This window comes from Buchnera aphidicola (Panaphis juglandis) (assembly GCF_964059065.1).
Lineage (GTDB): Bacteria > Pseudomonadota > Gammaproteobacteria > Enterobacterales > Enterobacteriaceae > Buchnera_L > Buchnera_L aphidicola_AM.
Window position 1 is genome coordinate 370,935 of sequence record NZ_OZ060378.1, and the last position, 21,854, is coordinate 392,788.

The window sequence follows — 21,854 nt, forward strand, 5'->3', positions numbered from 1 at the left end:
ATTAAAACTCTCTAAAATTATTTTTTTATTGGTTTACGTGGACCTTTTCTAGTACGAGCATTCGTTTTAGTACGTTGACCTCTAACTGGTAAACTTCTACGATGACGAAAACCACGATAACACCCAAGATCTATTAATCGTTTAATATTTAATGCACGTTCTCTTCTTAAATCACCCTCAACAATAAATTTTGAAATTTCTTTTCTCAATATATCCAATTGATTTTCACTAAGGTCTTTAATTTTTATATTTTCTGAAATATTACAAGTAATACAAATATTTTTAGATTGTGTTTTCCCTATACCATATATTAAACGCAATGCAATCACAGTATGTTTATTATTAGGTATATTAATTCCTGCAATACGAGCCATTATATTCCTCTATAATTCTTTAAAAGAAATAAAATTTTATATATATAAATATTTATAAAAATTATCCCTGTCTTTGTTTATGTTTAGGATAACTAGTACAAATAACCCTAATAACATTTTTTCTATTTACAATTTTACAATCACGACAAAATTTTTTTACTGATGTTCGAACTTTCATATCACCACCAAAATTAGTAATTAAAATATTTAAATTATTTAAATAATTAATATTCATTATACATAGTTAATGTGTTATTCTTTAATATCGAATGATATTTTTTCGATATCAGAAGTGTTTGTACTTGATTAATGCCATCAATAATTACTACTACTATTATTAATAAAGATGTTCCGCCAAAATAAAAAGGAATTCTAAAAATCATTCGTAAAAATTCTGGAAGTAAACATATAAAAATAATATATATAGCATTTAAAATAATCAATTTATTCATAATACCATGAATATATTGAGATGTTTTTATTCCTGGTCTAATTCCTAATATGAATACTCCAGTTTTTTTTAAATTTTCAGACATTTCTCGTACATTAAATGACAAACTTGAATAAAAAAAACAAAATAAAAAAATAAATAAAGAATATAATATTATATATAAAATATGACCAGGTTGTAAATAATATATTATATGTATCAAAAAATGTACATTAGTATTAACACTAAAATATGATATTATAGTAGATAAAAAAATAATTAAATGAGATGAAAAAATTGCTGGAATAACTCCAGACATATTAACTTTTAATGGTAAATGAGTATGTTTAATAAAATTATTTTTTTTTGAATTACGACTTGAAGAATGATGTAAAATAATTTTTCTATAACTACTTTCTACCAAAACAACCAAATAAACTATAAAAAAAACAACTATGCTAACTAAAAAAAACATAAAAATTGATAAATTTCCATTTTTAATCTGAAAAAAAACATTAGAGATTGTTATTGGAAACTTAGATAAAATACCAATAAAAATAATAATAGAAATACCATTACCAATACCAGCAGTAGTAATTAATTCACCTAACCACATTAACAAAACTGTACCAGTACATAAACTAATTACTGTAGTTAAATAAAAATACCAATCTAAATTTAATATTAAACCCTCTAAACCAGATATATGTGGTAATGTTAATGCAATACCAATAGATTGTATTAAAGCTAAGAAAAGAGTTAAAAATCTAATATATTGCTTATTCTGTTTTTTTTGAAAACCAACATATTTTTTTATATCTGACATTCTCTTAAATATTAAAGTAACCATTTGAATGATAATAGAAGAAGAAATATATGGCATGATTCCTAAAGAAAAAATCGAAGCTCGACTCAAAGAACCACCAGAAAACATATTAAATAGATCTACTATACTACCTTGTTGCAACTTTAAAAATTTTAATAATACAGTATGATTCATTCCTGGAATTGGTATAAAAGAACCAAATCTAAATACAATTATTGAAAATATGATTAAAAAAATTCTTTGTTTAAATTCTAATATTGTATGATGAATATTTTTAAATTTAGATTGTATTTTATAAATCATTTTTTTGAAATTTTTCCCTCAACTTTGCCGCCGATTTTTTTTATGAGCTCAATAGCATTTTTTGTAACTTTTAATCCCTGAATAATAATAGGATAATTAATTGTACCTGATTTAATAATCTTAACATACTTAATACTTTTTTTAACAATATTATGTTTTTTTAATACATTTAATGTAATTATACGATCATCTATTTTATTAATTTCAAATAAACGAACTTCAGCAGTAATATTTTTTTTCCGAGAAGAAAAACCAAATTTAGGAAGTCTTCTATATAACGGCATTTGACCACCTTCAAAACCTCTCCTAATACTTGAACCTGTCCTAGATTTTTGACCCTTATGACCTCTACCACATGTTTTACCATAACCACTTCCTATACCACGACCAACTCTTTTATGTGTTTTTTTTGTTCCACGAATAAAATTTAAAGTATTTAAATACAATGTGATTATCCCTTTTTTACATGAACCATATAAGAAATTTTATTAATCATTCCTCGAACTGAAATAGTATCTTCTCGTTCTACTGTATGACCAATATAACGTAAACCTAAACCTAATATTGTTGCTTTATGTTTTGGCAAACGACCAATAGAACTCTTAATCTGTGTAATAAATATTTTTTTAGACATGTATAATTTTATCCTAATATTTCAGAAATTAGCTTGTTTCGTTTAGCAGCAATAATTTCTGGTGATTTCATTTTTTTTAAACCATTTATTGTTGCTCTAACAACATTGATAGGGTTTGTAGAACCATATGTTTTCGCTAAAACATCATGTATCCCTAATACTTCTAAAACCGCACGCATTGCACCACCAGCAATAATTCCTGTTCCTTTTGCAGCAGGTTTCATAAAAACTCTTGAACTAGTATGAATACCAACTACTGCATGCTGTAAAGTTCCACGTACAATTTCAATTATTATCATATTACGTCGAGCTTGATCCATTGCTTTTTGAATTGCAAAAGGAACTTCCCGAGCCTTACCATAGCCAAAACCTAATTTACCATTTTGATTGCCTACAACAGTTAATGCAGTAAATGAAAAAATTCGACCCCCTTTTACAGTTTTAGAAACTCTATTTACTGTAATTAATTTTTCTTTTAATTCAGTATTAATATTTTTTTCATGATGATTTAATTTCATTACTAATCCTTAAAATTTTAATCCTGATTTTCTAGCAGACTCTGCTAGCATTTTTACTCTACCATGATATTTAAAACCAGATCTATCAAAAGAAACCGTACTAATGCCCTTCTTTAAGGCTCGTTTAGCAATTGTATCACCAATATAATTTGCAGAATCTTGATTTCCAGTATATGAAATAAGATTTTTTCTAATAGATTTTTCTAATGTTGAAGCGGATACTACAACATTAAAAGAAATAGGATCAATAATTTGTGCGTACATGTGACGAGATGTACGATGTATCACTAATCTCATCATGTCACATGATTTTAATTTTATACGAGTTTTTAAACCTCGACGTATGCGAGATAATTTTTTATTTATACTAGTATTCATTTTATTTTTTTTTAGCCTCTTTAATACGTATATATTCATCAAAATATCGAACGCCTTTACCTTTATAAACTTCAGGTTTACGTTTTGAACGTAAATTTGCTGCAACTTGACCTAATAATTGTTTATTAAAACTTTTTAAAATTATTTCTGTTGCAGAAATAATTTCAGCTGTAACATCATTTGGTAAAAAATAATGAATAACATGTGAATAACCCAAAGACATAGTAATAATATTATTTTTTTCGATGTTAATACGATAACCTACACCAATTAACTTTAATTTCTTTGAAAAACCAACTGTAACACCTAAAATCATCGATGATACTAAAGAACGTAAGGTGCCAGCTTGCATCCAACCATTGCTATTATTATCTTGAGATTCAAAAAATAACCTATCATTATGATATTTTACCTTTACTAGACGATTTAAATTTTGAGAAATTAATTTACCATTGCAATCAACAGTAATCGTATTATTACGAATAATAATATTAACATTATTAGGCACTATAATAGGTTTTTTCGCAATACGTGACAATTTAACCTCCAATAAATTAATATACTGAACAAATAACTTCACCACCAATACCAATTTTATTCGCTGTTTTATTACTTATAACGCCTTTAGAAGTAGATAAAATCAAAATCCCTAAACCATCCATTACAACAGGTAAATCCTTATTACTTTTATAAATACGTAAACTTGGTTTACTAATACGTTTTATATTTTCAATGACTGATTTTCCGTTAAAATACTTCAAAAAAATTTTTAATATCAAATGATGTTTATTTTTCATCATCACATAATTTGAAATATAACCTTCCTGCTGTAAAACTTTAGCAATAGCAATTTTTAAATTAGAAGATGGAACACAAACAAAAATTTTATTTGCCATTTGACTATTACGAATACTTGTTAACATATCTGATATTGGATCTTGCATACTCATTATTATGACTCACTTATCGTAATATAATTAATATGAATGTTACCAACTTGACTTTCTTAAACCAGGAATTTCACCTCGCATTGCTGACTCTCTTACTTTAATTCTACTTAAACCAAATTTTCTTAAAAATCCATGCGGTCGACCAGTTTGTAAACAACGATTTCGTTGTCTGCATAAACTTGAATCACGAGGTAACATTTGTAATTTTAATACAGCATTCCATCTTTTTTTTTTTGAAACGGAAGCATTTAAAATGGTTTTTTTAAGTTTTTGACGTTGAAAAAAAAATTTTTTACCTAATTTTATTCTTTTTACCTCACGAGCTTTCATGGATTGTTTAGCCATTTAAATACCTTAAATATTATTATAATTGAAATGGGAATCGAAATGAAGATAATAATTCAAAACCTTCATCATCATTATTTGCAGTAGTAGTAATTGAAATATCTAAACCACGTATTTTATCAATTTTATCATAATTAATTTCAGGAAAAATAATTTGTTCTCGTATACCTAAATTATAATTTCCACGACCATCAAAAGATCTTTTAGAAAAACCTCTAAAATCTCGAATTCTTGGTATCACAATATTAATTAGTCGATTTAAAAAATCCCATTTTCGAACACCACGCAAAGTTACTTTACAACCAATAGGATAACCTTGACGTAGTTTAAAACCAGCAATAGATTTTTTTGCATGAGTAATTAAAGGTTTTTGACCTGAAATATTTTTTAAATCTTGCATTGTTAATTCAAGTTCTTTTTTATTATTTGATTGACCAAGACTCATATTTAATGTAATTTTATTAATTTTTGGTATCTGCATGACAGATCTGTATTTAAATTTTTTCATTAAATGTTTCATAATGTGTGACTTATAATATTCATTCAACTCAAACATAATATCCCTAATTTATTTAATAATTTGATTATTCGATTTTAAAAATCGCACTTTTTTACCATCTACAAATCTAAAACCAACACGATCAGCTTTTTTAGTTTCTAAATTTAGGATTGCGATTTTTGAAATATATAAAAAAGACTCTTTTTTAATTATTTCAGAATGAATATTCTGAGATGGAATACCTTTTTGATGTTTTTTAACAATATTAATTCCCTCAACAATCACTTTTTTTTTATTTGAAGAAATACATTTAACAATCCCTGTTTTTCCTTTATCTCGACCAGATAAAACAACTACATGATCAGAACAACGAATTTTTAAAGCCATATTTGATATCCTTATATTACAAAACTTCTGGAGCTAATGAAATAATTTTCATAAATTTAGATGTTCTTAATTCTCTAGTAATAGGTCCGAAAATTCGTGTTCCAACTGGTTGATGTAAATTATTTAAAATTACACAAGCATTTCTATCAAATCGAATTAAAGAACCATCAGAACGACGTATACCTTTTTTAGTACGAACAACAACAGCAGTAAAAACCTCGCCTTTTTTTATTTTCCCACGAGGCATCGCTTCTTTTATTGCTACCTTAATTAATTCTCCTATCTTAGCATATCTCTTTTTTGAACCACCTAAAACTCGAATACACATAGCAGATTTTGCTCCAGAATTATCAGCAATAAACAACATAGTTTGTTCTTGTATCATAAATATTTATACTCCAAAATTAATACTGATCAATAATATTAAATGCTATATATAAATATGTTACTATTTTATTTATAATGCGTTAAAGAAGACATGTCAATAATCATGTCTTCATTATAATAAAATTATTAAAGAACAAATTTCTTAATAATTTTTACAAAAACCCAAGATTTGGTTCTAGAAACTGGACGACATTCAGATATCTCTACTATATCACCATTAGAACATATATTATTTTCATCATGAATATGAATTTTTTTTTTTTTTTTAATGAATTTTTGATACATAGGATGTCTTACAAATCTCTCAATGACAATTACTGCAGATTTATGCATTTTACTACTTAATACACAACCTCTTAATGTTTTTACTTTGATTATCATGTGTAATAATACCTTTTTTTTCAGTAATTATTGTTTTAATTCTTGCAATATTTTTACGTACTTTTCTTAAAATATGAAATTTTTTTAATTTTCCTGAAGAAAGTTGAATTTTTAAATTAAATTGTTCTTTTAATAAATTTAATAATTCAAAATTTAAATCATTTAATGTTTGTTTTTTTAAAAATGATACTTTCATTAAATCACCATTTATGAATAAAAACTGTTTTTACAGACAATTTTGATGTTGCTAATTTAAATGCTAAACGTGATTCTTCTTCACATAAACCATCAATCTCATACAGAATCTTACCAGGTTGTATTAATGCTACCCAATATTCAACATTACCTTTACCTTTTCCCATTCTAACTTCTAATGGTTTTTGAGTAATTGGTTTATCTGGAAAAATACGTATCCATAATTTACCTTGACGTTTCATAGATTTAGTAATAGATCTTCTCGCAGATTCAATTTGACGTGATGTTAATCGACCACGAGTAACAGCTTGTAATCCATATTTACCAAAATGAATACTTGAATTCCAAATTAATCCACGATTTCGTCCTTTATGCATTTTACGAAACTTAGTACGCTTAGGTTGTAACATAAATACTTTTATCTCCTATCTTTTTTAAATTTTCGATACTGTTTTTTTTCTTTAAAAAAACTTTTATTTTCATCCCTTAAAAACTGCATACTATCTAAAATTTCACCTTTAAAAACCCATACTTTAACACCAATAATACCATAAGTTGTATGTGCTTCAGACAAACTATATTCAATATTTGCACGTAATGTATGCAATGGAACACGACCTTCACGATACCATTCACGTCTTGCAATTTCTGTTCCACCTAAACGACCACTAATTTCAACTTTTATACCCTGTGCTCCTTGTCTCATAGCATTTTGTACAGCTCTTTTCATTGCTCTTCTAAACATGATTCGTCGTTCAAGTTGCATAGTAATATTTTCAGCAATTAATTTTGCATCTAGTTCTGGTTTATTAATTTCAACAATATTTATTTGAGTTGGAACTTTTGTAATTTTTGATACTACTAATCTTAATTTTTCAACATCTTCACCTTTTTTTCCAATAACAATTCCAGGACGAGCCGTATAAATAGTAACACGAAGACTCTTAGTTGGACGTTCAATAATAATTCTTGATACCGATGCTTTACTTAATTTTTTTTTTAAAAATTCACGTATTTGAAAATCACTATGTAAATATTGAGAAAAATATTTCTTTTGTGCAAACCATGTAGAATTCCAGATTTTTACTATCCCTAATCTAATACCATGTGGATGTACTTTTTGACCCATGATTCATATCCTATTTTTAACAATTTATTTAACAGATACAATAATTGTAATGTGACTAGTCCGTTTTAAAATACGATCTGAACGTCCTTTAGCTCTTGGAGACATGCGTTTCATAACCGGTCCTTCATCAACAAATATTTTTTTAATGAACAAATCTTCTATATCAACTCCATAATTATGTTCAGCATTAGAAATCGCAGATTGCAAAACCTTTTTTACTAATTCTGCTGCTTTTTTTTTATGAAATCTTAAAACATCCATAATTGGTATTACTTTTTTACCACGAATCAAATTTGCTATTAATCGTACTTTTTGAGCAGATGATTTTGCTTTTTTATATTTAGCTATAATTTCCATATAATTAAATTACCCTACTTTTTTTTTAATTTTTTTATCAGCAATATGTCCACGATACGTTCTTGTTAAAGAAAATTCACCTAATTTATGACCAACCATTTCTTCTGTAATAAACACTGGAATATGCTGTCTGCCATTATGTACAGATATTGTTAAACCAACCATATTAGGGAAAATAGTAGAACGTCTAGACCAAGTTTTTATTAATTTTTTACTACCAGAAATTATTGCTTTTTCCACTTTTCTTAATAAACTAACATCAATAAATGGGCCTTTTCTAAGTGATCGAGGCATAAAATATCCTTAATATTATTTTTTATTACTACGATTCTTTAAAATAAAACGATCTGTACGTTTGTTACGGCGAGTTTTTTTACCTTTTGTTTGTTTTCCCCATGGTGTTACAGGATGTTTACCAAAGTTTCTTCCTTCTCCACCTCCATGAGGATGATCAATCGGATTCATTGCAGTACCTCTTACTGTAGGGCGAATTCCTCTCCAACGTGATGCACCAGCCTTACCCAACATACGTAACATATGTTCTGAATTACTCACTTCACCAATAGTCGCTCTACAATGAGCATTAACTTTACGAATTTCACCAGATCGTAAACGTAAACTAACATATTTATCTTCTATAGAAACAATTTGAGCATAATTTCCTGCTGTCCTAGCAATTTGTCCACCTTTTCCTACACGCAATTCAATGTTATGAATCAAAGTTCCTGTAGGGATATTCATAATTGGTAAACTATTACCAATTTTAATATCAATATTTATTCCTGAAATAACCTGATGATTGACTTCTAAACCTTTTGGAGCAAGAATATAACTTCTTGAACCATCTTGATATAAAATTAATGCTATATTAGCAGATCTATTTGGATCATACTCTAATCTTTCCACTCGAGCATATATGTTGTCTTTACAACGTTTAAAATCAATACAACGATATAAACGTTTATGTCTTCCTCCAATATGTCGAGTTGTAATACGACCACAATTATTTCTTCCACCACTTTTATTATTATGTTGTAATAACGATAACAATGGTCGACCTTTATAAAGTTTTTGATTTACTATTTTTACAACATGACGACGACCTGGAGAAGTAGGATTACATTTAATTACTACCATAAAAATCATTAAACCTCATAATATATTTATATAATATTATTAATAACATTTAAATTCTGACCTTTTTGTAATCTAATATATGCTTTTTTCCAATTTTTACGACGAGTATTATATTTACCTTTTTTTTTTATTTTACCTTTTACAAAAACAGTATTTACACTTCTAACAGAAATTGAAAATAATTGTTGAACCGCTAATTTAATATCCTGTTTAGTAGAATTAATAGATACTTTTAAAATAATAATATCATGTTTTTTAAACAACATATTTGATTTTTCAGAAACATGTGGTGAATGAACAACTTTAAAAATATTATATTTCGAAATCATATTAAACGATCCTCCAGTGCTTTAATTGCTTCTATAGTAATAATAACATTTTTAAAATAAATTAAACTCGCTGGATCAATTTTATTTACTGGCTTAGTATGTACCTTATATAAATTACGAGATGCTAATAATAAATTATGATCAATATTTAGGGTAATAATTAATACATCCATAATAGATATTTCTTTTAATTTATTTAATAGTATCTTTGTTTTTGACTCTAGTATTGAAAAATCTTTAAAAACCATCAATCGATTCTGATGAACAAGTTTAGATAAAATGCTTTTTAAAGCTCCACGATACATTTTTTTATTAATTTTATGAATATATAATTTAGATTTTGCTGCAAAAGTTACACCTCCAGAACGCCAAATTGGACTTCTAATTGAACCAGATCTAGCTCTACCAGTACCTTTTTGACGCCACGGTTTTTTACCAGAACCGGAAACTTCAGATTTATTTTTTTGAGCTCGACTACCTTGTCGAGCCATCGAAAAATATGAAGTAACCACTTGATGTACAAGAGTCGCGTTGAAATTTTTATTAAACACCTCATCAGAAACTGAAATCAATGATTGTTCATCTTGAACAATTAATTTCATATACACTCCTTATGATTTTATTGCTGGATTCACAATAATATTACCACCATTTGAACCAGGAACTGAACCTTTTAATAACAACAAATTTTCTTTAATATCAATTTTAAAAATTTTTAAGTTCTGTATTGTAACTTTCACATTACCTAAATGACCAGACATTTTCTTACCCTTAAAAACTCTACCTGGTGTTTGATTCTGACCAATAGAACCAGGTGCTCTATGCGATAATGAGTTTCCATGTGTCGCATCCTGCATCTTAAAGTTCCATCTTTTAACAGTTCCAGAAAATCCCTTACCTTTAGTATATCCAGAAACATCTACTTTTTTAATCTTAACAAATAAACTTAAATCCAATGGTTGACCAAGATGAAAATTATCTATTTCTAATGTTTTAAATTCCCACAAACCACAACCACAATCAACACCAGATTTTAAAAAATGACCTATTTCTGATTTTAATACATTTTTTTTCTTTTTTATTCCCGTTGTAACTTGAATAGCAGAATACCCATCACGAAATTTATCTTTAATTTGTATAATATAATTTTTTTTAATTTCTAAAACTGTAATTGGAATCATACAACCACTTTCATTGAATAAACGCGTCATTCCAATTTTTTTTCCAACTAATCCTACCATATTATCACCAATAATAATACTTACGATTTATTTTAATCTAAACTAATTTGTACATCTACACCAGCTGCTAAATCCAATCTCATTAATGCATCTACTGTTTTCTCAGTAGGTTGAACAATATCGATAAGCCTTTTATGTGTACGAATTTCATATTGATCACGAGCATCTTTATCAACATGAGGAGATATCAATACCGTGAATCGCTCTTTTTTTGTTGGTAAAGGAATTGGACCTTTAACTTGAGCTCCTGTTCTTTTAGCTGTAGAAACAATTTCAAAAGTAGATTGATCAATTAAACGATGATCAAATGCTTTAAGTCGAATACGAATTCTTTGGTTCTGCATAGCATCAGAACTCCAATTATATAAAATAAAATGAAAAATATATTGTATCAATATCTAAAATAAAAAACCATAATAAAATTATAATGTATAATAATATATTAAAATAATATTTTGAAAAAATATAACACATAATATAATAAAATATAAAGTATTAATAAAATTAAAAAATAAAAAATTACATGAATAGAAAAATTTATAATATAAAATTATTAATTAATTATAAAATTCATAAATAAAAATAAAAAATATCACGATATCTATTAATAAAAATAGCATCAAGAAAAGAGAATATGCTATCCTCTTTCTTGAAAATAAAAATTATTATATTCTATCATAAAATTATACAATTAGTATTTAATTTAACTAATTAATAATCTTAATTACTACACCTGCACCAACCGTTTTACCACCCTCACGAATTGCAAATCTTAAACCCTCACCCATTGCAACAGGATGAATCAATGTTACAACCATTTTAATATTATCACCAGGCATAACCATCTCTACCCCATCTGGTAATTCAATAAAACCTGTAACATCAGTCGTCCTAAAATAAAATTGCGGACGATATCCTTTAAAAAATGGAGTATGTCGACCACCTTCCTCTTTAGATAAAATATAAACTTCAGATTCAAATTTTGTATGTGGATGAATACTACCTGGTTTAGCCAATACTTGACCACGTTCTATTTCATCACGTTTTGTACCACGCAACAATATTCCAACATTTTCCCCTGCTCTTCCTTCATCTAATAATTTTCTAAACATCTCTACTCCAGTACAAATGGTTTTCGTTGTTGGTTTAATCCCAACGATCTCCACTTCTTCACCAACTTTTACAACACCTTTTTCTACTCTCCCCGTAACAACTGTCCCTCTACCAGAAATCGAAAATACATCTTCAATAGGTAATAAAAATGGTTGATCAATATCTCTTTTTGGATTAGGAATATAATTATCTAATGCATTTGATAAATCCAAAATTTTATCTTCCCAAATTTTATCCCCTTCTAATGCTTTTAAAGCAGAACCCCTAATAATAGGAATATTATCACCTGGAAAATCATACTGTGTTAATAAATCACGAACTTCCATTTCCACTAATTCTAATAACTCTTCATCATCTACCATATCACATTTATTTAAAAAAACTACCATATGAGGAACACCAACTTGACGGGCTAATAAAATATGCTCACGTGTTTGTGGCATTGGCCCATCTGTTGCAGCAACAACTAATACAGCACCATCCATTTGAGCTGCACCAGTAATCATATTTTTAATATAATCTGCATGACCTGGACAATCAACATGAGCATAATGCCTAATTTTTGTATCATACTCAACGTGTGATGTATTAATAGTAATACCACGAGCTTTTTCCTCTGGAGCGTTATCAATCTGTTCAAAAGCACGAGCTGATCCACCATAATGTTTAGATAATACAGTTGTAATGGCAGCAGTTAATGTAGTCTTTCCATGATCTACATGACCAATAGTTCCAACATTAATATGTGTTTTTAATCTTTTAAATTTTTCTTTAGACACAATATTTCCTTTTATTTATAAAAATTTCATTCATATATAATGTTATATTATCAAAATACACAATTATTTATTTCGATTTTGAATAATTTCTAATGCAATATTTTTAGGAATTTCTAAATAATTTGAAAATTCCATAGAATAAGAAGCACGTCCTTGAGTTTGTGAACGTAAATCCGTTGCATAACCAAACATTTCTGATAAAGGAACTCTAGCTGAAATTAACTTCCCCACCTGAAAATCTTTCATTCCTTCAATTATACCACGACGTCGATTTAAATCACCAATAACATCACCCATGTAATCATCAGGAGTTTCAACTTCAACTTTCATAATTGGTTCTAATAATACTGGATTTGATTTTTTAAAACCACTCTTAAATGCAATGGATGATGCAAATTTAAATGCTAATTCTGAAGAATCAACATCATGATATGAACCAAAATGTAATCTTATTCCAATATCCACTACTGGATAACCTGCTAAAGGACCTGAAATTAACTGTTCCTGTATACCTTTATCAATTGAAGATATGTATTCGTTAGGAATTACTCCTCCTTTAATATCATTAACAAATTGATAACCAGGACCTCCTGGTGATAAAGGAAATAAATCAATTACTACGTGTCCGTATTGACCACGACCACCAGTTTGTTTAATATATTTACCTTCAACATTTTTTATTGTATCACGAATAGTTTCACGATAAGCAACCTGTGGTTTACCTATACTAGCGCTAACATTAAATTCTCTTTTCATGCGATCAATAATGATCTCTAAATGTAATTCACCCATACCAGAAATAATGGTTTGATTAGATTCATGATCAGTATGAACACGAAAAGATGGATCTTCTTTTGCTAACCGATTTAAAGCTAATCCCATTCTTTCTTGATCGGTTTTAGTTTTTGGTTCAATAGCAATTGAAATTACAGGTTCTGGAAATTCCATTTTTTCTAGAACAATTGGATGATTTATATCACATAGAGTGTCTCCAGTCATAACATTTTTTAATCCAATTGCTGCAGCAATATCACCAGAATATACTTCTTTAATTTCTTCACGTTTATTAGCGTGCATTTGAACAATTCTTCCAAATCGCTCTTTTTGACCTCTAACTGAATTAAAAATTGTGTCTCCAGATTTTACAAATCCCGAATATACCCTAAAAAATGTTAAATTACCAACAAAAGGGTCATTAGCAATTTTAAATGCTAAAGCAGAAAAAAACTCTTTATCATCTGAAATACGCTTAACAGAAACTTTTTTACCTTTTTCAGAAACCCCATGTATACAATCAACATCTATTGGAGATGGTAAATAATCAATAATTGCATCTAAAAGAGATTGTATACCTTTATTTTTAAATGCAGTACCACATGTTACAAGAATTACTTCATTATTTAATACTCGTTGACGCAAACCTAATTTTATTTCTTTCTCAGATAAAAATTCATTATTCAGATACTTTTCCATCAATTTTTCATCACAATCAACAGCAGTTTCAACTAGCATTCGATTCCATTTTTGAGCAATAGGCAATAAATTATCAGGAATATTTTTATATTCAAAAGTAATTCCTTGATTCATATCATTCCAATAAATAGCACGCATTTGTACTAAATCTACAACACCAACAAAATTTTCTTCCGATCCAATAGCAATTTGTAAAGGTAACGTAGTAATTTTAAAACGAAGCTCCATTTGTTGTAAAACTTTAAAAAAGTCAGCTCCAACACGATCCATTTTATTAATAAAAGCAATTCTAGGAACATTATATTTATTTGCTTGTCTCCAAACTGTTTCTGATTGTGGTTGTACTCCACCAACTGCACAATATACCATCACTGCCCCATCTAAAATACGCATTGATCGTTCCACTTCAATAGTAAAATCAACATGACCTGGAGTATCAATTATATTAATTCTATGAGAAGGATATTGATTATTCATACCAGACCAAAACGTTGTTGTTGAAGCGGAAGTAATTGTAATACCTCGTTCTTGCTCTTGCTCCATCCAATCCATGGTGGCAGTACCATCATGAACCTCACCAATCTTATGATTGATACCTGTATAAAATAAAATCCGCTCAGTAGTAGTCGTTTTACCAGCATCAATGTGTGCACTAATTCCAATATTACGATAATAAATAATTGGTGTTGTTCGAACCATTCTGTTCCTCTTCAGGAGTAAATACAATACTATGCAATATATTGTAAAAAATCGCAAATTAAAATTATAGCTTCTCATAACTCAAAAAATCACATTTTAACAAAATTTACCAACGATAATGTGCAAAAGCTTTATTTGCTTCAGCTGTACGATGGACATCATCTCGTTTTTTAATAGAAGCTCCTTTATTTTCTAAAATATCAGAAAACTCGTGAAATAATCTTAAAAACATCGATTTATCTTTTCTCTTTCTAGCAGATTCTACAATCCAACGCATTGCTAATGTGTTACGTCTAACTGGACGAACTTCAATTGGAACTTGATACGTTGAACCTCCTACTCGACGTGATTTTACTTCAACCACTGGTTTAACATGTTCTAAAATAATATCAAATATTTCTAATTCATCTTTTTGAACTTGAATAGATAATTTTTCTAATGCAGAATATACAATGTTTTCAGCAATTGATTTTTTACCATTCATCATTAAGGTATTAATAAATTTTGCTAATATTTCTGATGAAAATTTAGGATCAGGTAAAATCTTTCGACTTTCAATCATTCGTCGTCTTGACATAATAATATCCCTGTTAACTAAAAAATGAAAACAATTATTTTTTTAATTTTTTAACACCATATTTTGATCGACCAGTACTTCTGTTTTTAACACCAGCGCAATCAAGAGCTCCTCGTACAACGTGATAACGTACACCAGGTAAATCTTTGACTCGACCACCTCTTATCAAAATTACAGAATGTTCTTGTAAATTATGACCTTCACCACCAATATAAGCAGTAACTTCAAATCCATTTGTTAGTTTAACTCGACAAACCTTACGTAAAGCAGAATTAGGTTTTTTTGGAGTAGTAGTATATACTTTAGTACATACACCACGCTTTTGAGGACATCCTGACAATGCAGGAACATTATTTTTAGAAATTTTCTTAATTCTTGGAATACGAACTAATTGATTGATAGTAACCATAGTATCCTTTTTATAAATAAATGGTAAAATAGTATGCGTTATACTTTTAAAAATTAAAATAAAATAAAATATTTAAAATAGTAATATATACTACCAATTCATATATTTTGAAAAATTTTGAGTTAATGTCACAAATTGAGAGTAATTAATTACATTACAATTATCACAAATATGATCCAGAATACCTCTAGCCAAAACATCTTCTTTTAAAACATATAACGTAATTGATTTTTTAAGTAATGTATTTAATACAATATTACCATTTAGTGCAATTAAAACACCGTCTTGTAATGCAACTAATGTATCTCGTTTTTTTAAAACCTCTATCATGCTCTGAATATCAATTTTAAAAGGAGAATTTAAAAGTATATTTAACATAATTTTTAATAAGTTAAAAATTTAAAATAACATCACATTTATCAATTTGATTTCTAAAATCAGTAGGATTACAAATAATTACATTCACTAAAAACTTTACTGATGAATTTAAACCACGTTTTATGAGTGATTCATAACATAAATAAAAATTTTTAATATTACTAAACTCTAAAAAACTAAAAGAATCAGAATAACTTTTAAAAAAAATAGAACTTGAGTCCTGATTTTCTAATATTTGAAAGATTCCATCTCCAATAAAAAACAAAAAAATATTATTTGTATAACAAGAAGCAGATAAAACAAAATTAATACCTTCTAAACCGAAACTAGTTCCATAAGGTGAATTTGAAAAAATTACAGCAATTTTTTTCATATAATATTAAAATTGTAATAAACGATCTGATTTTATTATTGAAGTAATTAAATGACCTAAACCAGTTAAGCGAAAACCAAAATGTAAATTTCCATGCTTGAAACCCATATTTTTAGAAATTTCATCAGAAATAATACCTCGATCTTGAGCAAAACTTGAGCAAACATTTAAATTTACAGAAAAATCTTTACTAAAATCATACCATTTTTTTATTAAACTAAAATCATCAAATATTGTATATACCATATTATTACTATTATAAACACCATCACCATAAAAAAAAATACTGTCAATAATATGATTATTTTCTACTAAATTTTGTGAAAAAAAAAGCGCACTCTTAGAATTTTCTTTACTATATGAGCTTGTAACTAGTATAGTATATGTAAATATTTTCATTTAAAAAAAAGTAACAATTAAAAATAAAAATAACAAATAAAAATAATATTATCATATAATAATACAAAAGTAAAAATATTTAATAAACATTTTAAATCATGATGATATAATTAAAATAATCATACGTAAATTCTTTCGAAAAGTGTTCATAATTTTCATTATTTAATCTTGTAAAAATCATCATACTATTTTCAGAGGAAATCATGATAAACAAAAATAAATATGGGTTAACAATAATAAGTTTTTTATCATATTATTTTACTGGATCGATGATTGTTGTAACAGGAATGATAATACGTAATATTGCAAAATATTTCCATCTCTCTGTTGCAAATATGAGTAACACATTTACGTTTTTAAATGCTGGAATATTATTTTCTATTGTATTAAATTCTTGGATTACGAAATTTTTTTCTCTTAAAAAACAAATCATTATGGGTTTTTTTTTAGTTTTAATTGCGATATATAATTTTGTAATTACACATAATTTAACTATTTTTTGTTTCAGTATGTTTATTTTTGGTATGGTTGGTGGAATTACAATGTCAATTGGTACCTTCTTAATTACAAATATTTATTCTGGTTCAGAGAGAACATCAAAACTATTATTAACAGATTCTTTTTTTAGTATTTCCGGAATTATGTTTCCAATAATTGCATCTATACTATTACACAAAAAAATATTTTGGTACTGGATTTACATTATCATTGGATTAGTATATTTTATAATTTTTTTAATTACAATTAATGTAGAATTCCCTAAACAAAATATTAAAATAACAAAAAAAAAAAATAAATATCACAGTAACTGTAAAAAAAGTATATTTATTCTATGTTGCTGTTCTTTATGTTATATTTTAGGTCAATTAGGATTTATTTCATGGGTTCCAGAATATGCTACACAAAATATTCATTTTAATCTTCAACATTCTGGAAGTTTAGTGAGTAACTTTTGGATGTCATACATGTTTGGAATGTGGTTTTTTAGTTATATATTAAAATTTATTGATTTACAAAAAGCATTAGTAATATTAACAGGTATTTCTACATTTTCAATGTATTTTTTTATTAAAAATAACAATATAATGCTATTTAATACTATTATTATAATACTTGGTTTTTTTTCAAGTGCTATTTATACAATAATTATCACACTAACATCTTTACAAACCAAAAAACCTTCTCAAAAACTAATTAACTTTACTTTGATGTCTGGAACTATTGGTACACTTTTAACATTCATAATTACTGGACCAATCATCTCAAAAATAGGAATTTGTGGTGCATTAGTCATTTCAAATATATTATATGGAATAGTATTCATATTATCCATAATATTAGGTTTAACAAGTCGTCACAAGAAAAATTTTTAAGTAACGAATAAAAATAAGATTTATAAACCTAAAACATGATATACTTGATTTATGATATTTTTAGCATAATATTGTGCTCTATATGATCCTTCTTTTAAGATTTCATTTAAATAATGCTCATTAGATCGAAAATAATAAAATTTTTCTTGTATTTTTAACAAAGTTTTAGAAATAACTTTAGCCACTAAATATTTAAAATCTTTATATGATGTATGTAAAAATTTTTCTTCTAATTCTAAAATACTTTTACCAGTGAAATTTGAATAAATATTTAATAAGTTCGAAATTCCTGCTTTTTTATTTACATCATATAATATTTTCTGTTCTGAATCAGTAACAGAACGCTGAATTTTTTTAAAAATAGATTTTGAATCTTCTAATAAAAAAATCACATTGTTAGGATTAGCATCAGACTTCGACATTTTACATGTTGGACATAATAAAGACATAACTTTTGAATTATTTTTTTGAGGAATACATATATTTGGCATTTTAAAAATATCACCATACAAAAAATTAAAACGTTTTACAAGATTTCTAACTAATTCTAAATGTTGTTTTTGATCATTCCCAATTAAAACGTATTCACTATGATATAGCAAAATATCGGATGCCATCAATATCGGATAAGTAAATAAACCAGAATTAACATTATTTGAATGTATTTTAGATTTATTTTTAAATTGTGTCATACGAATTAATTCTCCAAAATAAGTATAACAACTCAACACCCAATATAATTTACAATGTTCAGATACAGAAGATTGAAGAAATACAATACTTTTTTTTGGATCTACACCAACCGATAAATAAAAAGCAATAGTATCTAATTGTGATTTTTTTAATTTTTTTGAATCCTGTAATACAGTCATAGAATGTAAATCAGCAATACTAAAAATACATTGATATCGATCCTGAAAATCAGACCAATGAGATAATGTACCAATATAATTACCGATTGTTAATTGACCTGTAGGTTGAACCGCACTGAATAAAATGGGTTTTAAAAATGACATATTATTTCCTTACACGATATCAAATAACCTTAAAAAAAATCGCAATCCTAACTACTAACAAGAATTATTTTTTTTTTTAGGTTTTGAATTGTTTCATAATAATTATTAGAACAAAAAATCGCAGAACCCATAACAAATATGTCAGCTCCTGCTTCTGCAACATCAAAAATATTATTTATATTAATACCACCATCGACTTGTAATAAAATATTTGGAAAATTAAAATTTAAATATTTTCTTAGTGATCTGATTTTTTTTAATACTGATAATATGAATTTTTGACCAGAAAAACCAGGATAAACGCTCATTAATAAAATTAAATCCAATTTTTCTAAAAAAGGATCTAAAATTTTTATAGAAACATCTGGATTAATTGCTATACCTGATTTACAATTATTTTGTTTAATTATACGTATAGTATGATGAATATCCCGAGTAGAATCAGGATGAAAAGTAATATAATCCGCTCCTGATTTTGCAAAAATAGGAATTAATGCATCAACTGAAGAAGTCATTAAATGTACATCAATAGGAGCACGAATTGGATAACTTCTCAATGATTTTAATATCATAGGACCGAATGTTAAATTAGGAACATAATGATTATCCATAACATCAAAATGAATCATATCGCTTCCAGCATCCAAAACATTTTGTACATCTTGACCTAATCGAGAAAAATCTGCAGACAAAATAGATGGTGAAATAAAAAATTTTTTCATTTTTATATCTCTATAAATAATTCAAAAGTTTTAAAAAATTTAAATAATTAAAACATAAATTTATAATATACACTCTTGAATTGATTGAAGAATTATGTTCTTATCTATTTTATTAAAGATTTTAACTTTACCAATTGAAACTGGTAATATTAATTTAATATTCCCATTCCGACTTTTTTTATCACGTTTCATATATGGCAAATATTCTTCAGGGGGCATATTTTTTGGAGCAGAAAATGGTAAATTAGCTAATTTCAGCAAATTAATAATCCGATTTTCATCAAAATCATTTAATAATTTCAAAATTTTTGCAGTACGAGACGCAATCACCATACCTATAGAAATAGCCTCTCCATGTAAAAACAAAGAATATTTAAAATATGACTCAATAGCATGACCATATGTATGACCAAAATTTAATAAACAACGTAAATTATTTTCCCGTTCATCAAAAAAAACAACTTTTGATTTTAAATCACAGCATTTCTTAATACAATATAACAAACTATTTGGATCCATTACTAATATTTTTTCAATATTATCTTCTAACCATTGAAAAAAATCAATATCAAAAATAATTGCATATTTAATTACTTCTGCAATACCTGATATTAACTGATTAATTGGTAAAGTAGTTAAAAAACAAACATCTATTATTACTGCACTTGGTTGCCAAAAAGTACCAATCATATTTTTACCAAGAATATGATTAACTCCTGTTTTACCACCAATTGAAGCATCAACTTGAGATAATAATGTAGTAGGTATTTGAATAACTCTAATACCTCTTTGATAAATAGAAGCAACAAAACCAGTTAAATCTCCAATCACCCCACCACCCAATGCAATCAATATTGTGTTACGATCAAAATTATTTTTTAATAAATAACCTAGCAATAATTCTACAGAATTTAAATTTTTAAAATTTTCACCATCAGACAAAACAAAATCACTAACATCAATATTTATATTTAATAAATAATCCAAAACCATTTTTTTAAAAAATTTTGATACTGTAGTATTTGTTACTAAAACCACTTTATCATTTTTATTGAACGGATAAAAAAGATATTTTTTTTTAAATAATGAATATCCAATTTTTATCTCATACGTATGATTACTTGTATGAACAAATACATTTTCATTAAACATAGTATATTATTCTCACATACAATAGTATTTAAATCGTTTTTAAAAAATTCATAATATTTACAACTATTATTTTTGAATTTTTATTATTAGTATCAATAGATACATCTGAAATCTCTTCATACAAAGGATTTCTTATGATTGATAGTTTTTTTAAAACAACTTCAGCAGGTTCAGAAGTATTTAATAATGGGCGATGCTTATCTGTTTTAGTTCGCATTAATTGTTTTTCGACTGTAACTTTTAAATATACTATGATGCCTCTAGAAGATAATAAATTTCTAATTTTTTTTGATAAAATTGATCCACCACCAGTTGCTAAAACAATTTTATGCATGTTTGTCAATTCATTAATTACTTTTTCTTCGCGAACTCTAAATCCAGATTCTCCTTCAATATCAAATACCCAACTGATATCAGCTCCGGTACGTTTTTCAATTTCTTGATCAGAATCACAAAATTCCATATTTAATTCTTTAGACAACTGACGACCAATAGTGCTTTTACCAGCACCCATAGGACCTATTAAAAAAATATTTCGTTTTTCAAACATATTGTGTACATACACTAATCATGGTTTTATAGAAAACCAAA

General features: G+C 26.8%; 35 protein-coding genes and 1 pseudogene. 1 reads left to right on the forward strand and 35 read right to left on the reverse strand.

Annotated features, from left to right (window positions below):
• Positions 1 to 17 precede the first annotated feature (17 nt).
• The 31 genes and pseudogenes from rpsM to tusD form a co-directional block, all read right to left on the reverse strand.
• The gene (gene rpsM / locus AB4W46_RS01770) at positions 18 to 374 is read right to left on the reverse strand and encodes a 30S ribosomal protein S13 (RefSeq protein WP_367678440.1); all 357 of its coding nucleotides are present in this window, start codon (positions 372 to 374) and stop codon (positions 18 to 20) included.
• 61 nt (positions 375 to 435) lie between these two features.
• On the reverse strand, positions 436 to 552 hold the full coding sequence (gene rpmJ / locus AB4W46_RS01775; protein ID WP_367678702.1) for a 50S ribosomal protein L36: 117 nt from the start codon (positions 550 to 552) through the stop codon (positions 436 to 438).
• Between the two features lie 46 nt (positions 553 to 598).
• Positions 599 to 1,933 carry a preprotein translocase subunit SecY gene (secY, locus tag AB4W46_RS01780; protein ID WP_367678441.1) on the reverse strand — a complete coding sequence of 445 codons (1,335 nt, stop codon included), beginning with the start codon at positions 1,931 to 1,933 and terminating at the stop codon, positions 599 to 601.
• On the reverse strand, positions 1,930 to 2,379 hold the full coding sequence (gene rplO / locus AB4W46_RS01785; protein WP_367678442.1) for a 50S ribosomal protein L15: 450 nt from the start codon (positions 2,377 to 2,379) through the stop codon (positions 1,930 to 1,932). Before rplO ends, secY begins: the two co-directional genes overlap by 4 nt.
• Positions 2,380 to 2,384: 5 nt before the next feature.
• Positions 2,385 to 2,567: a 50S ribosomal protein L30 gene (gene rpmD / locus AB4W46_RS01790; RefSeq protein WP_367678443.1), complete on the reverse strand. Its 183-nt coding sequence runs from the start codon at positions 2,565 to 2,567 to the stop codon at positions 2,385 to 2,387.
• Between the two features lie 8 nt (positions 2,568 to 2,575).
• Entirely contained in the window at positions 2,576 to 3,085 is a 510-nt protein-coding gene (rpsE, locus tag AB4W46_RS01795) for a 30S ribosomal protein S5 (protein ID WP_367678444.1), read from the reverse strand.
• Positions 3,086 to 3,094: 9 nt separating this feature from the next.
• Positions 3,095 to 3,451 carry a 50S ribosomal protein L18 gene (gene rplR / locus AB4W46_RS01800; protein WP_367678703.1) on the reverse strand — a complete coding sequence of 119 codons (357 nt, stop codon included), beginning with the start codon at positions 3,449 to 3,451 and terminating at the stop codon, positions 3,095 to 3,097.
• Between the two features lie 13 nt (positions 3,452 to 3,464).
• Positions 3,465 to 4,001, reverse strand: a complete 537-nt coding sequence (rplF, locus tag AB4W46_RS01805; RefSeq protein WP_367678445.1) for a 50S ribosomal protein L6 — start codon at positions 3,999 to 4,001, stop codon at positions 3,465 to 3,467.
• Positions 4,002 to 4,017: 16 nt separating this feature from the next.
• Positions 4,018 to 4,413 carry a 30S ribosomal protein S8 gene (gene rpsH, locus AB4W46_RS01810; RefSeq protein ID WP_367678446.1) on the reverse strand — a complete coding sequence of 132 codons (396 nt, stop codon included), beginning with the start codon at positions 4,411 to 4,413 and terminating at the stop codon, positions 4,018 to 4,020.
• A 39-nt stretch (positions 4,414 to 4,452) separates the two neighbouring features.
• Positions 4,453 to 4,758: a 30S ribosomal protein S14 gene (gene rpsN, locus AB4W46_RS01815; protein WP_367678447.1), complete on the reverse strand. Its 306-nt coding sequence runs from the start codon at positions 4,756 to 4,758 to the stop codon at positions 4,453 to 4,455.
• A 19-nt stretch (positions 4,759 to 4,777) separates the two neighbouring features.
• Positions 4,778 to 5,314 (reverse strand): 50S ribosomal protein L5, encoded by a 537-nt coding sequence (rplE, locus tag AB4W46_RS01820; RefSeq protein WP_367678448.1) that lies wholly within the window; start codon positions 5,312 to 5,314, stop codon positions 4,778 to 4,780.
• 12 nt (positions 5,315 to 5,326) lie between these two features.
• Positions 5,327 to 5,644, reverse strand: coding sequence for a 50S ribosomal protein L24 (gene rplX, locus AB4W46_RS01825; protein WP_367678449.1), 318 nt, complete (start codon positions 5,642 to 5,644; stop codon positions 5,327 to 5,329).
• 16 nt (positions 5,645 to 5,660) lie between these two features.
• On the reverse strand, positions 5,661 to 6,029 hold the full coding sequence (gene rplN / locus AB4W46_RS01830; RefSeq protein WP_367678450.1) for a 50S ribosomal protein L14: 369 nt from the start codon (positions 6,027 to 6,029) through the stop codon (positions 5,661 to 5,663).
• 128 nt (positions 6,030 to 6,157) lie between these two features.
• The gene (gene rpsQ / locus AB4W46_RS01835; protein ID WP_367678451.1) at positions 6,158 to 6,412 is read right to left on the reverse strand and encodes a 30S ribosomal protein S17; all 255 of its coding nucleotides are present in this window, start codon (positions 6,410 to 6,412) and stop codon (positions 6,158 to 6,160) included.
• Positions 6,413 to 6,428: 16 nt separating this feature from the next.
• A pseudogene (gene rpmC / locus AB4W46_RS01840) lies at positions 6,429 to 6,608 on the reverse strand (50S ribosomal protein L29); the annotation flags it as partial.
• A gap of 4 nt (positions 6,609 to 6,612) precedes the next feature.
• Complete coding sequence (rplP, locus tag AB4W46_RS01845; RefSeq protein ID WP_367678452.1) at positions 6,613 to 7,017, reverse strand: 50S ribosomal protein L16; 405 nt, start codon at positions 7,015 to 7,017, stop codon at positions 6,613 to 6,615.
• An 8-nt stretch (positions 7,018 to 7,025) separates the two neighbouring features.
• Positions 7,026 to 7,736, reverse strand: a complete 711-nt coding sequence (gene rpsC, locus AB4W46_RS01850) for a 30S ribosomal protein S3 (RefSeq protein WP_367678453.1) — start codon at positions 7,734 to 7,736, stop codon at positions 7,026 to 7,028.
• Between the two features lie 24 nt (positions 7,737 to 7,760).
• Positions 7,761 to 8,093, reverse strand: a complete 333-nt coding sequence (rplV, locus tag AB4W46_RS01855) for a 50S ribosomal protein L22 (RefSeq protein WP_367678454.1) — start codon at positions 8,091 to 8,093, stop codon at positions 7,761 to 7,763.
• Positions 8,094 to 8,102: 9 nt separating this feature from the next.
• Positions 8,103 to 8,387, reverse strand: coding sequence for a 30S ribosomal protein S19 (gene rpsS / locus AB4W46_RS01860; protein WP_367678455.1), 285 nt, complete (start codon positions 8,385 to 8,387; stop codon positions 8,103 to 8,105).
• Positions 8,388 to 8,402: 15 nt separating this feature from the next.
• Positions 8,403 to 9,230, reverse strand: a complete 828-nt coding sequence (gene rplB, locus AB4W46_RS01865) for a 50S ribosomal protein L2 (RefSeq protein ID WP_367678456.1) — start codon at positions 9,228 to 9,230, stop codon at positions 8,403 to 8,405.
• A 26-nt stretch (positions 9,231 to 9,256) separates the two neighbouring features.
• Entirely contained in the window at positions 9,257 to 9,559 is a 303-nt protein-coding gene (gene rplW / locus AB4W46_RS01870) for a 50S ribosomal protein L23 (protein WP_367678457.1), read from the reverse strand.
• A complete protein-coding gene (gene rplD, locus AB4W46_RS01875) occupies positions 9,556 to 10,161 on the reverse strand; it encodes a 50S ribosomal protein L4 (RefSeq protein WP_367678458.1) in 606 nt (201 codons plus the stop codon). Before rplD ends, rplW begins: the two co-directional genes overlap by 4 nt.
• Positions 10,162 to 10,170: 9 nt before the next feature.
• A complete protein-coding gene (gene rplC, locus AB4W46_RS01880; protein ID WP_367678459.1) occupies positions 10,171 to 10,800 on the reverse strand; it encodes a 50S ribosomal protein L3 in 630 nt (209 codons plus the stop codon).
• 32 nt (positions 10,801 to 10,832) lie between these two features.
• Positions 10,833 to 11,144, reverse strand: a complete 312-nt coding sequence (rpsJ, locus tag AB4W46_RS01885) for a 30S ribosomal protein S10 (RefSeq protein ID WP_367678460.1) — start codon at positions 11,142 to 11,144, stop codon at positions 10,833 to 10,835.
• Positions 11,145 to 11,507: 363 nt separating this feature from the next.
• A complete protein-coding gene (tuf, locus tag AB4W46_RS01890; protein ID WP_367678461.1) occupies positions 11,508 to 12,692 on the reverse strand; it encodes an elongation factor Tu in 1,185 nt (394 codons plus the stop codon).
• 63 nt (positions 12,693 to 12,755) lie between these two features.
• Positions 12,756 to 14,864: an elongation factor G gene (gene fusA / locus AB4W46_RS01895; protein WP_367678462.1), complete on the reverse strand. Its 2,109-nt coding sequence runs from the start codon at positions 14,862 to 14,864 to the stop codon at positions 12,756 to 12,758.
• Between the two features lie 106 nt (positions 14,865 to 14,970).
• Complete coding sequence (gene rpsG / locus AB4W46_RS01900) at positions 14,971 to 15,441, reverse strand: 30S ribosomal protein S7 (protein ID WP_367678463.1); 471 nt, start codon at positions 15,439 to 15,441, stop codon at positions 14,971 to 14,973.
• 34 nt (positions 15,442 to 15,475) lie between these two features.
• Positions 15,476 to 15,850, reverse strand: a complete 375-nt coding sequence (gene rpsL / locus AB4W46_RS01905; RefSeq protein ID WP_367678464.1) for a 30S ribosomal protein S12 — start codon at positions 15,848 to 15,850, stop codon at positions 15,476 to 15,478.
• A 90-nt stretch (positions 15,851 to 15,940) separates the two neighbouring features.
• The gene (tusB, locus tag AB4W46_RS01910) at positions 15,941 to 16,228 is read right to left on the reverse strand and encodes a sulfurtransferase complex subunit TusB (RefSeq protein WP_367678465.1); all 288 of its coding nucleotides are present in this window, start codon (positions 16,226 to 16,228) and stop codon (positions 15,941 to 15,943) included.
• Between the two features lie 13 nt (positions 16,229 to 16,241).
• Positions 16,242 to 16,601 (reverse strand): sulfurtransferase complex subunit TusC, encoded by a 360-nt coding sequence (tusC, locus tag AB4W46_RS01915; protein WP_367678466.1) that lies wholly within the window; start codon positions 16,599 to 16,601, stop codon positions 16,242 to 16,244.
• A 6-nt stretch (positions 16,602 to 16,607) separates the two neighbouring features.
• Positions 16,608 to 17,000, reverse strand: coding sequence for a sulfurtransferase complex subunit TusD (gene tusD, locus AB4W46_RS01920; protein ID WP_367678467.1), 393 nt, complete (start codon positions 16,998 to 17,000; stop codon positions 16,608 to 16,610).
• A 203-nt stretch (positions 17,001 to 17,203) separates the two neighbouring features.
• Between tusD and tsgA the strand changes: the two genes are divergently transcribed.
• On the forward strand, positions 17,204 to 18,373 hold the full coding sequence (gene tsgA, locus AB4W46_RS01925; RefSeq protein WP_367678468.1) for an MFS transporter TsgA: 1,170 nt from the start codon (positions 17,204 to 17,206) through the stop codon (positions 18,371 to 18,373).
• 20 nt (positions 18,374 to 18,393) lie between these two features.
• On the opposite strand, the gene trpS is transcribed toward tsgA, so the two are convergent.
• From trpS to aroK, 4 genes are read right to left on the reverse strand one after another with little or no spacing between them, the layout of a single operon-like run.
• Positions 18,394 to 19,389 (reverse strand): tryptophan--tRNA ligase, encoded by a 996-nt coding sequence (gene trpS / locus AB4W46_RS01930; RefSeq protein ID WP_367678469.1) that lies wholly within the window; start codon positions 19,387 to 19,389, stop codon positions 18,394 to 18,396.
• Positions 19,390 to 19,436: 47 nt separating this feature from the next.
• Positions 19,437 to 20,111: a ribulose-phosphate 3-epimerase gene (rpe, locus tag AB4W46_RS01935; RefSeq protein ID WP_367678470.1), complete on the reverse strand. Its 675-nt coding sequence runs from the start codon at positions 20,109 to 20,111 to the stop codon at positions 19,437 to 19,439.
• 60 nt (positions 20,112 to 20,171) lie between these two features.
• On the reverse strand, positions 20,172 to 21,263 hold the full coding sequence (aroB, locus tag AB4W46_RS01940; RefSeq protein WP_367678471.1) for a 3-dehydroquinate synthase: 1,092 nt from the start codon (positions 21,261 to 21,263) through the stop codon (positions 20,172 to 20,174).
• A gap of 28 nt (positions 21,264 to 21,291) precedes the next feature.
• A complete protein-coding gene (gene aroK, locus AB4W46_RS01945) occupies positions 21,292 to 21,813 on the reverse strand; it encodes a shikimate kinase AroK (protein WP_367678472.1) in 522 nt (173 codons plus the stop codon).
• Positions 21,814 to 21,854: the final 41 nt, after the last annotated feature.

What these genes read in the sequence shown, in the direction of transcription:
- rpsM (WP_367678440.1), bottom strand. Translation starts at nt 374, where the DNA reads ATGGCTCGTATTGCAGGAATTAATATACCTAATAATAAACATACTGTG.
- rpmJ (WP_367678702.1), bottom strand. Translation starts at nt 552, where the DNA reads ATGAAAGTTCGAACATCAGTAAAAAAATTTTGTCGTGATTGTAAAATT.
- secY (WP_367678441.1), bottom strand. Translation starts at nt 1,933, where the DNA reads ATGATTTATAAAATACAATCTAAATTTAAAAATATTCATCATACAATA.
- rpmD (WP_367678443.1), bottom strand. Translation starts at nt 2,567, where the DNA reads ATGTCTAAAAAAATATTTATTACACAGATTAAGAGTTCTATTGGTCGT.
- rpsE (WP_367678444.1), bottom strand. Translation starts at nt 3,085, where the DNA reads ATGAAATTAAATCATCATGAAAAAAATATTAATACTGAATTAAAAGAA.
- rpsH (WP_367678446.1), bottom strand. Translation starts at nt 4,413, where the DNA reads ATGAGTATGCAAGATCCAATATCAGATATGTTAACAAGTATTCGTAAT.
- rpsN (WP_367678447.1), bottom strand. Translation starts at nt 4,758, where the DNA reads ATGGCTAAACAATCCATGAAAGCTCGTGAGGTAAAAAGAATAAAATTA.
- rplE (WP_367678448.1), bottom strand. Translation starts at nt 5,314, where the DNA reads ATGTTTGAGTTGAATGAATATTATAAGTCACACATTATGAAACATTTA.
- rplX (WP_367678449.1), bottom strand. Translation starts at nt 5,644, where the DNA reads ATGGCTTTAAAAATTCGTTGTTCTGATCATGTAGTTGTTTTATCTGGT.
- rplN (WP_367678450.1), bottom strand. Translation starts at nt 6,029, where the DNA reads ATGATACAAGAACAAACTATGTTGTTTATTGCTGATAATTCTGGAGCA.
- rpsQ (WP_367678451.1), bottom strand. Translation starts at nt 6,412, where the DNA reads ATGATAATCAAAGTAAAAACATTAAGAGGTTGTGTATTAAGTAGTAAA.
- rplP (WP_367678452.1), bottom strand. Translation starts at nt 7,017, where the DNA reads ATGTTACAACCTAAGCGTACTAAGTTTCGTAAAATGCATAAAGGACGA.
- rpsC (WP_367678453.1), bottom strand. Translation starts at nt 7,736, where the DNA reads ATGGGTCAAAAAGTACATCCACATGGTATTAGATTAGGGATAGTAAAA.
- rplV (WP_367678454.1), bottom strand. Translation starts at nt 8,093, where the DNA reads ATGGAAATTATAGCTAAATATAAAAAAGCAAAATCATCTGCTCAAAAA.
- rpsS (WP_367678455.1), bottom strand. Translation starts at nt 8,387, where the DNA reads ATGCCTCGATCACTTAGAAAAGGCCCATTTATTGATGTTAGTTTATTA.
- rplB (WP_367678456.1), bottom strand. Translation starts at nt 9,230, where the DNA reads ATGGTAGTAATTAAATGTAATCCTACTTCTCCAGGTCGTCGTCATGTT.
- rplW (WP_367678457.1), bottom strand. Translation starts at nt 9,559, where the DNA reads ATGATTTCGAAATATAATATTTTTAAAGTTGTTCATTCACCACATGTT.
- rplD (WP_367678458.1), bottom strand. Translation starts at nt 10,161, where the DNA reads ATGAAATTAATTGTTCAAGATGAACAATCATTGATTTCAGTTTCTGAT.
- rplC (WP_367678459.1), bottom strand. Translation starts at nt 10,800, where the DNA reads ATGGTAGGATTAGTTGGAAAAAAAATTGGAATGACGCGTTTATTCAAT.
- rpsJ (WP_367678460.1), bottom strand. Translation starts at nt 11,144, where the DNA reads ATGCAGAACCAAAGAATTCGTATTCGACTTAAAGCATTTGATCATCGT.
- fusA (WP_367678462.1), bottom strand. Translation starts at nt 14,864, where the DNA reads ATGGTTCGAACAACACCAATTATTTATTATCGTAATATTGGAATTAGT.
- rpsG (WP_367678463.1), bottom strand. Translation starts at nt 15,441, where the DNA reads ATGTCAAGACGACGAATGATTGAAAGTCGAAAGATTTTACCTGATCCT.
- rpsL (WP_367678464.1), bottom strand. Translation starts at nt 15,850, where the DNA reads ATGGTTACTATCAATCAATTAGTTCGTATTCCAAGAATTAAGAAAATT.
- tusB (WP_367678465.1), bottom strand. Translation starts at nt 16,228, where the DNA reads ATGTTAAATATACTTTTAAATTCTCCTTTTAAAATTGATATTCAGAGC.
- tusC (WP_367678466.1), bottom strand. Translation starts at nt 16,601, where the DNA reads ATGAAAAAAATTGCTGTAATTTTTTCAAATTCACCTTATGGAACTAGT.
- tusD (WP_367678467.1), bottom strand. Translation starts at nt 17,000, where the DNA reads ATGAAAATATTTACATATACTATACTAGTTACAAGCTCATATAGTAAA.
- tsgA (WP_367678468.1), top strand. Translation starts at nt 17,204, where the DNA reads ATGATAAACAAAAATAAATATGGGTTAACAATAATAAGTTTTTTATCA.
- trpS (WP_367678469.1), bottom strand. Translation starts at nt 19,389, where the DNA reads ATGTCATTTTTAAAACCCATTTTATTCAGTGCGGTTCAACCTACAGGT.
- rpe (WP_367678470.1), bottom strand. Translation starts at nt 20,111, where the DNA reads ATGAAAAAATTTTTTATTTCACCATCTATTTTGTCTGCAGATTTTTCT.
- aroB (WP_367678471.1), bottom strand. Translation starts at nt 21,263, where the DNA reads ATGTTTAATGAAAATGTATTTGTTCATACAAGTAATCATACGTATGAG.
- aroK (WP_367678472.1), bottom strand. Translation starts at nt 21,813, where the DNA reads ATGTTTGAAAAACGAAATATTTTTTTAATAGGTCCTATGGGTGCTGGT.